Source organism: Stutzerimonas sp. C6.4V (assembly GCF_058536345.1).
The window spans coordinates 1,304,640-1,317,264 of sequence record NZ_JBZUBM010000001.1; the positions used below are offsets into that span (position 1 = coordinate 1,304,640).

Consider the following 12,625-nt stretch of genomic DNA (forward strand, 5'->3'; position numbering starts at 1 on the left):
TATTTGAACGTTGCGCGGGAGGCGCGCTAGGCATGGTTACTGGAGCCACTTCACTCAGCCTGGTTCGCGAAGAGTTGTTCGCCACCATGGAAGAGGCCGAGCAGAGTCTCGAGCACTTCATCATTGACCGGAATAACGGCGGGTTGCTGCAACAGGCGGTGGAAAACCTCAAGCAGGTCCGGGGGACGCTCAGTCTTATCGAGCTGACAGGAGCGGAGTTGCTGGCGCAGGAAATCTTGCAGCTCGCCACCGATATTCCGGTTGGCGCAGGCGAGGAACGCGACGTCCAGCTCGCAGCCTTGAGTAACGCGCTCTATGTGCTGGGGCGTTACCTTGAAAGCGTCGACGCCAGTCGTCAGGAGATGCCGGAGCTGTTGCTTCCGCCAATCAATGCGCTTAGACGTGCTGCCGCGCAGTCTCCCTTGCCGGAGAGCTTTTTCTTTAGTGTGCGTCTGGATCACCCCCGTCCTCCAATTATCGCGGCGGTGCGCGAGCCGGCAGTTCGTACCACCGAGGCGCGGCGCCTTCGGCAGATGTATCAGGTCGGCTTGCTTGGGTTCATTCGTGAAGACAATGTTCCAGCCAGTCTCAAGCTCATGGCGCGCGCGCTGGGGCGCCTTGATCCTCTATTCGCCAACACGCCAGGTGGGCGGCTTTGCTGGCTTGCGACTGCCGCTCTGGAGGCGCAACTCGATGGCCAGCTACTGCCGCGTCAGTCCCGCAAGCAGCTTTTCTCGAGGATCGACCGCGAGCTTCGCCAACTGATCGCAAGCAGCGCATACGAACCTTCACGGGGATTGCTAAAAGAGTTGCTCTATCTGGTCGCGCTCGCAGAAAGCAATGGCCCTGCGGCTACCCAGGTTCGTGAGATATTTTCGCTCAGTCCGTTGCCCTTTACTGACCACCTGCTAGAAGACGAATCCCAGCGCCTGGCCGGACCGGGCCAGGCTACGATGCGCTCGCTGTCTTCGGCGATCCGCGAAGAGCTGGCCAGCTTGAAGGATCTGCTCGACCTGATCGAGCGACAGACCGCGCCAGCGGAATCTTATGCCCATCTTCACAGCCTCATGGGCAAGTTGGCCAAGACGCTGGGAATGGTTGGCTTGTCGTCGGCCTCCAGCACCTTGCATGCGCAGCTGGCCGTGGTATCAGGCTGGACAGCTGATCATGCGCCAGACGCCCAGGCACTGCTGAAACTTGCCGATGCCGTGCTCTATGTAGAAAGCATGGTGGCTAGCCTCGAGCGTGGTGAGCGGCGCGACCCGCGCCCGCAGATCGCCCAGCCGGGCAACGAGGCGGAGGCCTTTGCCAATCATCAGCTCACAGAGGCCTGCATCGTGGTGATAGGCGAAGCGACTGCAGGGTTGGCGCTGGCCAAGCGGGCTATCACGGCTTATTTGGAGTCCAACGGTGAGAAGCTGCATCTGGCCAATGTTCCTTTCAGCTTGATGGCTGTTCGCGGTGGGTTGCGCTTCCTCGAGCAGGATCGTGCGGCCGATCTGATCGGTGCCTGTGCAGACTTCATTCAGAAGGAGATGCTTGAAAGCGTGCAGATGCCCCCTGAGCAGATGCTCGAAACCCTTGCCGACGCGCTGACCAGCCTGGAGTACTACCTGGAAGGCGGGGCTATTCTACGCCGTGACGACTCTCGCATAAGCGTGCTTGATCTCGCTTCGGAAAGCGTCAAGGCTCTGGGTCTACCGGTGGCTGCCTGATGAGTTCGCGCTGGCAACCCGCGTTGCTCGATCCCCGAAAAGAGGGCGGGTGGGCGGTTGTGCACTGTCAGCAGGGTTTTCTTTCTGATGCCAATGGTGTGCTGTTTCCCAGAGGCTGGGTCAAGCGCCTCGAGTTGCCGCTGATCAGCGAGCAGGGCCTGGGCTACTTCGACGGCGATGAGGTCTTTCTGCTCGAGCTGGCAAATCCGGTCGATGTTGCTGGTGCCTCCTGGCAGGGGCTGCGTCAGTTCATGATGCAGGACGACGATGTCGATCGGTTCCGCATGCTGGGCTTTGCTGCCCAAGTCGCGACCTGGGCGAACCATCATCGATACTGTGGCAGTTGCGGCAACCCGATGCGACAGCATCCATCCGAGCGTGCCATGCAGTGCGAGCGCTGCGGCATTCACCACTATCCGCGCATATCGCCAAGCATGATCGTGCTGGTCACACGAGGCGATGAGCTACTGCTGGCTCGGTCGCCGCGCTTCGCACCTGGTGTCTACAGCACACTGGCAGGCTTCGTTGAGCCGGGCGAGTCGGTGGAGCAATGCGTCCGGCGCGAAGTGCGGGAGGAGGTTGGTGTCTCGATACACGAGCCAAGATACATCTGCAGTCAGGGCTGGCCGTTCCCCCACTCGCTGATGCTCGGCTTTCATGCCGAGTACTCGAACGGTGACATCCTGATGCAACCTGAAGAGATCGAAGATGCTCGCTGGTTTTCGATTCATGATCTGCCCGCGCTGCCGCCCGCCAAATCCATTGCCCGCTATCTAATCGAACTGTATCTGGCGCAGCGATTAGGCCGCCCCGAGCCAGTGTTGCCAGGCTAAGCGCAGGCTGAGCGCCAGTACTACTGATACGAATACCGGACGAATGAATGCGGCCCCGCCCTGGATTGCGGTCCGCGCGCCAAAATAGGCGCCCGCCATCAGCGCCACGCCCATGCCGATCCCCAGGGCCCAGGCAACCTGTCCATTGCTGATGAAGACGGCTAGTGCGGTGGCGTTGCTGACAAAGTTCATGGTTCGCGCAACACCACTGGCTCGCAGCAGATCCAGGGGATAGAGCAGCATGCTGCTGATCGTCCAGAATGCGCCGGTTCCGGGGCCTGCCACCCCATCGTAGAAACCCAACCCTATTCCTTGCGGCCATTGGCGTCTTTTTCTGATCGGCGTCGTATTGACGGTTTGTGTAGCCGGAGTCCGGCCAAACAGGACATATAGCCCACATAGAAATACAACCACCGGCAGCATCTGGTTGAGCCAGTGAGCAGGTATCAGGTTGGCGAGGGCTGCACCCGTAGCAGCGCCCACTGCTGTGGCGACAAGGGCGTTTCGCCATTGGCTCGGATCGAATAGTTTCCGGCGGTAGAACGTAAAGCTCGCCGTTGCCGAGCCGAAGGTTGCGCACAATTTGTTGGTGCCCAGGACCAGATGAGGCGGCAGGCCCGCGGTCAGCAAGGCTGGCAGCGTCAACAGGCCTCCACCCCCTGCTATCGCATCGATGAAGCCTGCAACGAACGCGACAAGCAACAGGGCGCCGATGATCAGCGGATCAGTGGAAAGCTCAATAAATGGCATTGCATAACACCCAAGAGGCGAGGCGGTGAGAACAGCCAGGCATGATGCCGTGGACGGGCGTCACTCGCCACAGCTACTGGCAGTCCCCATGAGCCGCAAGGACCCTGAGGTGCTGCGGTTGGCCCTCTGACGAGTCGCCGAAGCAGCTGGTTTGCTGGCAGAAAGTGTCGACCTGTGAACACTGTACCGAGCCCACGCTGGTTAGCGCCCGGGCGGCCATCGATAATGCAGCGTTGGGTTTGTTCTATGGAAGGTAGGTAAATGCAGTATCTGGGACTGGCTGTGGTCGTGGCCTTGCTTGCATTGATCGTCGTGTTGATCGCATTGCGCTTGCTGTCGGGTGGGCATTGGCTGTTCGGGTGGATGCGCGGCACTGCCGGCATGCTTGTGCTCGCCCTGGGCGGTCTGGTCGGCCTGGCTGCCTGGGACATCACGACATATCGGGCCCTGGCCGAGGGTAAACCGATCGTCAAACTGTCGTTCCAATCCGATGGACAGCAGCGATATCGGGTCACGGTAGATGAAGGTTCTAACCCTTCGTACGTCACGCTTGAGGGCGATCTGTGGCAACTCGATGTGCGGGTGTTGAAGTGGAAAGGGCTGGCGACGTTGATAGGTCTGGAGCCCGGATTGCGCCTTGAAAAGGTGACAGGTCGTTACCTTGCGATCGAGCAACAGGACCTGGTACGGCACCCTCGCGTCGAGCTTAGCCAGAGTCCATACGGGGTTGATCTCTGGCAGTGGCTGCAGCGCTGCCAGTGCATGTCTTTGCTGATCGAGGCGCAGCCACGACGTGTCGGTTATCTGCCGATGGCCGATGGGGCGGAATACGCCATCGAAATGGCCCCGACCGGCTTGTTGGCAAGGCCCTTGAATATCGAGGCAGAGCAGGCGATGAAAGATTGGCGATGAGCGTTCGGTGTAACGGGAGGGAGCCTGCGCAGGCTCCCTTTTTTTGTCAAGAAATCAGGCGAGATAGCCGCCGTCAACGTTCAGTGACAGGCCGGTGGTATAGCTCGACGCGTCGCTGGCGAGGTATAGGACAGCGCCGGCCATCTCGGCTGGATCGGCAACGCGATGCAGCGGAATATGGCGCAGCGCTTCTTCGCGGATGGAGTCGTTCTTGACCAGTGCCGATGCAAACTTGGTGTCGGTGAGCCCGGGGAGCAAGGCGTTGCAGCGTATGCCCTGTGGTGCGCACTCCTTTGCAAAGGCCTTGGTCATGTTGATCACTGCGGCCTTGGTGACCGAGTAGATTCCCTGGAAATTGCCTGGCGTGACGCCGTTGATGGAAGCGACATTGATGATGCTACCGCCGCCGTTTTCTCGCATCAGCTTGCCGGCTTCGACTGACATGAAGAAATAGCCACGGATGTTTACATCGACGGTCTTCTGAAATGCAGCAACATCTGTATCGAGTATGTGGCAGAACTGCGGGTTGGTCGCGGCGTTGTTCACTAGGATATCGAGGCGACCGAACTGCTCGCGGAGCTGTGCGAAAACGCTCTTGATCTGCTCCAGTTCGCCAATATGGCAAGCGACTGGTGTCGCCTTGCCGCCCGCGGCGGTGATTGCGTCGGCTACTGCTTGGCAGCCTTCGATCTTGCGGCTGGAGACGATGACATGCGCCCCTTGCTGCGCCAGTAGCTTGGCAATAGCCTCGCCGATACCGCGGCTGGCGCCTGAGACGAATGCGATCTTGCCTTCCAGATCGAACAGAGTGGTTTTGCTCATCGGTAGTATCCCTTTGCTGAGCTGTATTACAGCTTCGACTTGTTGATGACCTGCAGGCTCATATGCTCAAGCAGGGCGTTCATTTGCACGAACTTCGCGAATCGCCTGTCCCGCGTCTGGCCGTGGAAATAGCGGTAGTAGATTTGCTGGACGATAGCTGCCAGGCGGAACAGGCCGTAGGTGTAGTAATAATCGAAGTTGTCGATCTGGATACCTGCACGCTCGGCGTAATAGTCCACGAATTGTCTGCGTGTGAGCATGCCTGGTGCGTTGCTGGGCTGCTTGCGCATCAGCTGCACAGGCGACGGATCGTCGGCTTCGATCCAGTAGGCAAGCGTATTGCCGAGGTCCATCAGCGGGTCGCCAATAGTGGTCATCTCCCAGTCAAGCACGCCGATGATCTGCATCGGGTTGGTGGGGCTGAGAATGACATTATCGAACCGGTAGTCGTTATGAATGATGCCCGGCTTTGGATGGTCAGCTGGCATCTTGTCACGCAGCCAGGCCTTGACCGGTTCCCACTTCGGCGCATCTGAAGTGATGGCGCGTTCATAACGGTCGATCCAGCCATCGATCTGCCGTCGCACGTAGCCTTCCGGCCTACCCAGATCGCCAAGGCCGCAAGCCTTGTAGTCGACGTTGTGCAGCTCCACGAACTTATCGATGAAGTTCTTGCACAGCGTAGTTGTCTGCTCCGGTGTAAAACCCAGCTCCACAGGCATGTCTTCACGAAGAATGATGCCCTTGACCCGCTCCATGACATAGAACTCGGCGCCGATCAGCGCCTCGTCGGTGCAGTAGACATAGGCTTTGGGGCAGTAGGGGAAGCCGGCGTTAAGCTGGTTGAGGATGCGATATTCGCGCCCCATGTCATGAGCCGATTTGGCTTTGTGGCCAAAAGGTGGCCGACGTAATACCAGTTCCCGGTTCGAGTATTTCAACAGATAGGTCAGGTTTGAGGCACCACCCGGAAACTGGGAAATGGTCGGCGTGCCTTCGAGCTCCGGAATACTGGCTTTCAGGTATCGGTCGATAACGTCGTTGGGCAGCTCTTCGCCCTCGCGGATTTGGCTGGTCTGGTCTGTAAGCGCCATGCTTTTCCCTTCTACTTGTAATCGGTGCTCGACAATGGCGGTAGCCGTACTCCGCACGGCAAAACTCCTGACCGTTAATCTACTGCCGCCACTTGGCATTACCAAGCAAACCGCCCCCTTATTGGCCAGGGTGTTGTCCCACGATCAAGACGCCTGATGCATGAACATCGGAGATAAGGCGCATAAAAAAACCGAAGTCACGAGACTTCGGTTTTCTGGTTGCCTCTGGCGATCAGGCCGGGAACAGTTCGCTCAACTTCAGCGCAAGCATCATGTCGCCTTCAGCGCGTAGCTTGCCGGCCATGAAAGCCTGCATGCCATCGGTTTCGCCACTGATTACACCCTGCATCGTTTCGCTGTCCATGATCAGCGTCACGTTGGCGTCGGCAGACTCGCCCTTGTGGAAATCACAAGTGCCGTCCTTGACGACCAGGTAGTAGTTTTCTGCGTCGGTAATATTGAACTGGAACACCAGATCCAGGCCAGCAGCGGCGCTTGGGTTGAACTTGGCCTTCATGCTTTGGATGGTGTTGTCGACATTGCTCATCGGGGATATCCCTTTTTATCGTGGAAAACGAGCAGCCTTGGGCCGCGGTTGGTTGGAACTCATCGATAGGTGACAAGCTCCGGATTCTTCAGCAGATCCAGATGCGCACGGCCGTTGAACGAAGCGAGGGCGAGGTCCCGGTCGCGAAATTTCACCTGACTGAGCGAGGTGTTGACGATCTGCCAGTTCAGCTCGAATGCCTTGATAGGCGCGACGCCTATGATCAATTGAAGCAGTGCCGTGATAGTCCCGCCGGAAGTGAAAATGGCGATGCGGTCTTTCCTGTGGGCTTGATCAAGCAAGCGAGTCAGTCCGCCGTTGACGCGATCGACAAAGCTCTGCCAGGTGTCCAGGCCTTCTTTCTCGTGAGCACCGGATACCCAGCGCCCGATGACATGGTTAAACAACCGTTGGAACTCGGTGCGGTGATTCGCGGCGTTGCGGAAAATCTCCAGGGCATGAGGTTCGACGGTGAGCAGATCCTGCATATGGGCTCGGATCACTTCGTCGGCCGGAAATTCATTGAATGCGCCGTCGATCTCCAATTCAGGGGCTGGATCGCCTTTGCCTAGTCGCTCCATCGTGGCTCGGGCCGTGTCCTGCTGGCGACTCAGCTCGCCGCTTACACAACGGTCGAATCTGATATCCAGCCTTTCCAGATAATCACCCAGCGCAGCTGCCTGTCGAAAGCCAAGCGGCGACAGGACATCATAGTTTTCTGCGCCGAATGACGCCTGACCATGTCTGATCAGGTAGATACTGCCCATGCCGTGCTCCGGGAGCCTGTTTTTCGCGAGCGTAGGGGTATCGATTCGAGGTGTCAACGAGAAATCATACGATCGTTTGAATCGCGCACGACTGGCTCCGGCAGACGCGTAATCGGTATGCTTGGCCGGTTTATGCCCGATGCTGGCGATTTGAAGAGTCCGAGGAGGATCTGTGGAGTTTCTTGCTGACTATGCAAGCTTTCTGGCGAAGACCGTGACGTTGGTGGTCGCGATCATCGTGGTATTGGTTGCGCTCGCTTCATTGCGCCGCGGGCGGGGCAAACAAGCGGGCGGGCATCTGGAGGTCCACAAGCTCAATGACTTCTACAAGTCCATGCGTGAGCGACTCGAACAGTCGCTTGTCGAAAAGGATCAGCTCAAGGCCCAGCGCAAGCAGGAAGCCAGGGCTGCCAAGCAAACGAAAAAAAACGGGGAGAAGCGTTCCCGGGTGTTTGTGCTGGATTTCGATGGCGACATCAAGGCGTCGGCTGTCGATAACCTTCGCCACGAAATCACCGCCTTGCTGACCCTGGCAACGCCGCAGGACGAAGTTGTCCTTCGACTCGAAAGTGGGGGCGGCATGGTTCACGGCTACGGCCTCGCAGCATCGCAGCTGGTGCGTATTCGCGACGCCGGGGTCCCGCTGACTGTTTGCGTCGACAAGGTGGCCGCAAGCGGCGGCTACATGATGGCCTGCATTGGTCAGAAGATTCTCTGTGCACCGTTCGCCATACTCGGCTCCATCGGCGTCGTCGCGCAGTTGCCGAACGTTCACCGACTGCTGAAAAAGCACGATGTTGATGTGGAGGTCCTGACCGCAGGCGAATACAAGCGAACGCTTACCGTGTTTGGCGAGAATACCGATAAGGGACGGGAGAAATTCCAGGAAGATCTGGAAACGACCCATGAGCTGTTCAAGAACTTCGTGGCACGTTACCGCCAGCAATTGTCCATAGACGACGTAGCGACCGGAGAAGTGTGGCTCGGGATCGCCGCGTTGGGCAAGCAGCTGGTTGATGAACTCAAGACAAGTGACGAATACCTGGCCGCACGTGCGCAGGAAGCGGACCTTTTCCAGCTGCATTACGCCGAAAAGAAAAGCCTTCCTGAGCGATTCGGCATGGCCGCCTCTGCAGCCATGGAGCAAGGGTTGCTCAAGGGCTGGACGCGACTGAACGAACAACGATTCTGGCAATGAGGAGGTCACAGATGACAGGCTTCAAGGCACTGCAAACCCGCGAAAACGCCGATGGCCGTTTCGAAACGAGCATAGTTGAGCGCACCACCGACGAACTCCCAGCGGGCGACGTGCTGATTCGCGTCAGCTATTCATCACTGAATTACAAGGACGCGCTCTCGGCCAGTGGTAATCGCGGGGTTACTCGCAACTTCCCGCATACGCCTGGGATCGATGCGGCCGGTACCGTGGCGGAATCAAGCGTGAGCGAATTTGCCGAAGGCGACGAGGTGATCGTCACAGGGTACGACCTCGGCATGAACACAGCGGGTGGTTTTGGCCAGTACATCCGGGTACCCGCCAGCTGGGTGATCAAACGGCCTGCCGGGCTTTCGTTGCGTGAAGCGATGATACTCGGCACTGCAGGCCTGACGGCTGCTCTGTGTGTCGACAAGCTGGAGCAGGCGGGCCTTGAGCCAGGCGGCGGGCCTGTGCTGGTCACCGGTGCAACCGGTGGGGTGGGCAGCATTGCCGTGGCACTTCTTGCGCGCCTGGGTTACACCGTGGCGGCCGTGACCGGCAAGGCAGACCAGGCTGATTTTCTGAGGAAGCTTGGAGCGGGCCAGATTCTAGAACGCAGCGTCGTCCAGACGGGTGCAGAGAAGCCGCTCCTCAAGGAGCAGTGGGGTGGCGCCGTGGACACGGTTGGCGGCGATATCCTGTTCAACGTCGTCAAGTCACTCCAGCGTGGTGCAAGCGTGGCATGTTGCGGCCTCACGGCGGGTACCGGTTTTCAAGCCAGCGTACTGCCTTTCATCCTGCGCGGCGTAAATCTGCTGGGTGTCGATTCGGTGGAGATTCCCCTCGTCGTGAAAGCATCCATGTGGGACAGGCTGTCGGTGCAGTGGAAACTCCCCAATCTTGACGAGTTGGTGCGCGAGATCTCGCTGCAGGACCTGCCGACCGAGATCGAGCGGATTCTGGCGGGGCAACAAGTAGGGCGCATGCTGGTGCGTCTGGACTAGCGAGGCCGTTTCGCCTGCTATGGCGTCCATAGCTACAACTGATTTCGCTGTTGCGCTTGGGTGGGCGATGCTGTCGCCACTCCCACCGACGCAACAGGAATCGGACATGAAGGCACTCGCAGAAAAGATCAAGGAAACCTTTGGCCGGAAACAGGGGACAGCACCGGCTCCGGTCGAGCATCCAAACTTCTGGATGTATCAATAGTAAAACCCGCCGAGACAGGCGGGTTTTTTTTGGAGCGCAGCTGCGGCTAAATCAGCCTTGCCGGCGACGGAACAGCGGCAAGGGCTCGTCAGCAGCGGATTGGTAGGTGACCGAGAAGTCCTTCAGGCCTTCCAGCGCGTCGTACGGGTCTCGATCCGGGCGAACAGCAAAAGCGTCGAAGCCGCAGCGGCTCATATAGAACAGCTGGTCCCGCAGTACGTCACCAATGGCGCGAATCTCACCCTTGTAGCCGTAGCGCTCGCGCAACAAGCGGGCGCTGGAATAATGACGGCCATCGGTGAAGGCGGGGAAGTTGAGTGCGACCACCTGGAAATGCTCCAGATCGTCGGCAATGTCTTCGATGGCTTCACTCGCTTCCAGCCAGACACCCAATCCACCGTCACGCACTTTCAGCGCGTGGGCATGGTCGAGCCACAGCTGCAACGGCACGATGAGATCGTCACAGTTGGACAGCCCTTCGAGCGTCACATCCTTCGGTAGGAGATGCCAGGTCTCGTCGATGACCTGACCATCTTTAATGATTCGCTGCATAGACGCGCTCCTTGAAGGGGTCGATGCCAATTCGGCGGAAGGTGTCCAGGAACTGTTCATCTTCGGTACGTTGTTCCACGTAGACGTTTATAACTTTCTCGATCACATCGGGCATGACGTCCTGTGCAAACGATGGACCGAGTATCTGCCCCAGGGTCGCGTTGCGCCCGGAGCTGCCGCCCAGCGAGACCTGATAGAACTCAGCGCCCTTCTTGTCCACGCCTAGAATGCCGATATGGCCCACGTGGTGATGCCCACAGGCGTTCATGCAGCCTGAGATGTTCAGGTCGATGTTTCCGATGTCGAACAAGTAATCCAGATCATCGAAGCGCCGTTGAATGGCCTCAGCAATGGGGATCGACTTGGCGTTGGCCAGCGAGCAGAAATCACCGCCGGGGCAGCAGATGATGTCGGTCAGGAGGCCAATGTTGGGTGTCGCTACACCCAGTTCGCGAAGCTCGGTCCACAGCTCGAACAGGCGGGCTTGTTCCACATCCGCTAGGATCATGTTCTGTTCATGGGAATTGCGGACCTCACCAAAGCTGTAACGATCGGCAAGATCGGCGATGGTATCGAGCTGCTTGTCCGTGACATCCCCGGGAGCGACGCCTGTGCTCTTGAGCGAAAGGGTTACCGCGGCATAGCCCGGCTTTTTATGCGCTACTACGTTGCGTTCACGCCAGCGCGCAAAGCCCGGATGCTCGGTATCGAGCTGGGCGAGAGCAGCACTCTGATCGTCCAGCGCCTTGTAAGCGGGATCGACGAAAAACCTGCTCAGCCGCTCGACCTCAGCTTCGGTCAGCGTGTTGGGGCCGTCTTTAAGATATGACCATTCGGCCTCCACGCGCTCGGCGAACACCTCGGGAGTCAGCGCCTTGACCAGGATCTTGATCCGCGCCTTGAACTTGTTGTCGCGACGGCCATAGCGGTTGTACACGCGCAGGATGGCGTCGAGATAGGTCAGCAGATGCTGCCAGGGCAGGAACTCGTTGATGAAACTGCCCACGATCGGGGTGCGGCCCAGGCCGCCACCGACCGAAACGCGGAAACCCAGTTCGCCAGCATCGTTCTTGACTGCTTCGAGGCCAATATCATGCACTTCGATGGCGGCGCGGTCGCTGACGGCGCCGTTCACTGCGATCTTGAACTTGCGTGGCAAATAGGCAAATTCAGGATGAAAGGTTGACCATTGGCGGATGATTTCACACCAGGGACGCGGGTCGATCAGCTCGTCCTTTGCTACCCCTGCGAACTGATCGGTCGTAGTGTTGCGGATGCAGTTGCCGCTGGTCTGGATGGCGTGCATCTGTACGGTTGCCAGTTCGGCGAGGATATCCGGCACGTCTTCCAATTCAGGCCAGTTGAACTGGACGTTGGTTCGGGTGCTGATGTGGGCATAGCCCTTATCGTAGTTGCGGGCGATTTCCGCCAGCTTGCGCACCTGAGTGGAGGACAGCAGCCCATAGGGCACGGCAATGCGCAGCATGGGCGCGTATCGCTGGATGTACAGGCCATTCTGCAAGCGCAGTGGGCGGAATTCCTCGCCACCGAGCTCACCCGCCAGGAAACGGCGGGTCTGGTCGCGAAACTGACGTACGCGATCCTCGATGATGTGTTGGTCGTACTGGTCGTAAACGTACATGAAGTGTCCTGTTCTCAGGGCTGGCTACAGCTTGTTGCGCGCACGGCCGCGCACCCATTCAGGGAGGGCGGCAAGATACCAGCTGGCGGTTATACGCAAAAGTGATGTTTGGGAATATGTTTAGAACGAAGCGTCAAAATCCAAGCATTCGGCCGCTGCTACCTTGAGGGACCGCCGCGTCTGGTCTTAACTGCTAGCAACACGAGCCGCAGCAACCAGGAGAGCGACCATGTCCGCACATTCCGATCCTCGCGGTAATGACAGTCGAGCCGATGCCGCCGCCATCTTCGTATTGATTTTGTTGGTGGTCGCTACCGCCGTTTTTTGGGTCAGCCAACAGTGAACTGACGGGTAGCGTTACAGGCCCGCTAGATAAAGCACCAGCTTGACCACCCCGAGAATGGCCAGCACGAACACCACCGTGAAGCCGAGACCCAGCATGATGAAATGGCTGGGCTTGCCGCGGTTGAAGTCGCGCTCGCGGTTCTTGCCACTCTGTACGCCCAACGCTCCGGCGATGGTGCTTTGCAGCATTTCCCGAAGGGTCAGGGATTTCCGCTCTTCATCGCTCATACCCACCTCGC

At 58.6% G+C, this 12,625-nt stretch carries 13 protein-coding genes; 5 read left to right on the forward strand and 8 right to left on the reverse strand.

Annotation, left to right across the window (positions count from 1 at the left end; all coding sequences use genetic code 11):
• Nucleotides 1-32: 32 nt before the first annotated feature.
• Both AC4LFW_RS06240 and nudC read left to right on the forward strand, forming a co-directional pair.
• Nucleotides 33-1,715 (forward strand): FimL-related protein, encoded by a 1,683-nt coding sequence (locus AC4LFW_RS06240; RefSeq protein ID WP_491818323.1) that lies wholly within the window; start codon nucleotides 33-35, stop codon nucleotides 1,713-1,715.
• Nucleotides 1,715-2,548: an NAD(+) diphosphatase gene (gene nudC, locus AC4LFW_RS06245; protein WP_491818324.1), complete on the forward strand. Its 834-nt coding sequence runs from the start codon at nucleotides 1,715-1,717 to the stop codon at nucleotides 2,546-2,548. The genes AC4LFW_RS06240 and nudC overlap by 1 nt, the downstream gene beginning before the upstream one ends.
• Here the strand turns inward: nudC and AC4LFW_RS06250 are convergent.
• The gene (locus tag AC4LFW_RS06250) at nucleotides 2,516-3,298 is read right to left on the reverse strand and encodes a TSUP family transporter (RefSeq protein WP_491818325.1); all 783 of its coding nucleotides are present in this window, start codon (nucleotides 3,296-3,298) and stop codon (nucleotides 2,516-2,518) included. The genes nudC and AC4LFW_RS06250 overlap by 33 nt on opposite strands.
• Nucleotides 3,299-3,559: 261 nt before the next feature.
• On the opposite strand from AC4LFW_RS06250, the gene AC4LFW_RS06255 reads away from it, so the two are divergent.
• On the forward strand, nucleotides 3,560-4,210 hold the full coding sequence (locus AC4LFW_RS06255; protein ID WP_491818326.1) for a hypothetical protein: 651 nt from the start codon (nucleotides 3,560-3,562) through the stop codon (nucleotides 4,208-4,210).
• Nucleotides 4,211-4,264: 54 nt separating this feature from the next.
• On the opposite strand, the gene AC4LFW_RS06260 is transcribed toward AC4LFW_RS06255, so the two are convergent.
• The 4 genes from AC4LFW_RS06260 to AC4LFW_RS06275 all read right to left on the reverse strand — a co-directional run bounded on the left by AC4LFW_RS06260 (nucleotide 4,265) and on the right by AC4LFW_RS06275 (nucleotide 7,440).
• Nucleotides 4,265-5,032 (reverse strand): SDR family oxidoreductase, encoded by a 768-nt coding sequence (locus tag AC4LFW_RS06260; protein WP_491818327.1) that lies wholly within the window; start codon nucleotides 5,030-5,032, stop codon nucleotides 4,265-4,267.
• A gap of 26 nt (nucleotides 5,033-5,058) precedes the next feature.
• Nucleotides 5,059-6,126: a phosphotransferase family protein gene (locus AC4LFW_RS06265; RefSeq protein WP_491818328.1), complete on the reverse strand. Its 1,068-nt coding sequence runs from the start codon at nucleotides 6,124-6,126 to the stop codon at nucleotides 5,059-5,061.
• A gap of 232 nt (nucleotides 6,127-6,358) precedes the next feature.
• Nucleotides 6,359-6,673, reverse strand: coding sequence for an SCP2 sterol-binding domain-containing protein (locus AC4LFW_RS06270; protein ID WP_491818329.1), 315 nt, complete (start codon nucleotides 6,671-6,673; stop codon nucleotides 6,359-6,361).
• 59 nt (nucleotides 6,674-6,732) lie between these two features.
• Entirely contained in the window at nucleotides 6,733-7,440 is a 708-nt protein-coding gene (locus AC4LFW_RS06275) for a histidine phosphatase family protein (protein ID WP_491818330.1), read from the reverse strand.
• 172 nt (nucleotides 7,441-7,612) lie between these two features.
• Between AC4LFW_RS06275 and sohB the strand changes: the two genes are divergently transcribed.
• Nucleotides 7,613-8,638 carry a protease SohB gene (sohB, locus tag AC4LFW_RS06280; RefSeq protein WP_491818331.1) on the forward strand — a complete coding sequence of 342 codons (1,026 nt, stop codon included), beginning with the start codon at nucleotides 7,613-7,615 and terminating at the stop codon, nucleotides 8,636-8,638.
• Nucleotides 8,639-8,649: 11 nt separating this feature from the next.
• Nucleotides 8,650-9,642 (forward strand): YhdH/YhfP family quinone oxidoreductase, encoded by a 993-nt coding sequence (locus tag AC4LFW_RS06285; protein ID WP_491818332.1) that lies wholly within the window; start codon nucleotides 8,650-8,652, stop codon nucleotides 9,640-9,642.
• 256 nt (nucleotides 9,643-9,898) lie between these two features.
• Here the strand turns inward: AC4LFW_RS06285 and AC4LFW_RS06290 are convergent, their stop codons facing one another.
• The 3 genes from AC4LFW_RS06290 to AC4LFW_RS06300 form a co-directional block, all read right to left on the reverse strand.
• Complete coding sequence (locus AC4LFW_RS06290) at nucleotides 9,899-10,399, reverse strand: DUF934 domain-containing protein (protein ID WP_491818333.1); 501 nt, start codon at nucleotides 10,397-10,399, stop codon at nucleotides 9,899-9,901.
• Nucleotides 10,383-12,041, reverse strand: a complete 1,659-nt coding sequence (locus tag AC4LFW_RS06295) for a nitrite/sulfite reductase (RefSeq protein ID WP_491818334.1) — start codon at nucleotides 12,039-12,041, stop codon at nucleotides 10,383-10,385. Before AC4LFW_RS06295 ends, AC4LFW_RS06290 begins: the two co-directional genes overlap by 17 nt.
• A 357-nt stretch (nucleotides 12,042-12,398) precedes the next feature.
• A complete protein-coding gene (locus tag AC4LFW_RS06300) occupies nucleotides 12,399-12,614 on the reverse strand; it encodes a DUF2970 domain-containing protein (protein ID WP_491818335.1) in 216 nt (71 codons plus the stop codon).
• Nucleotides 12,615-12,625 lie beyond the last annotated feature (11 nt).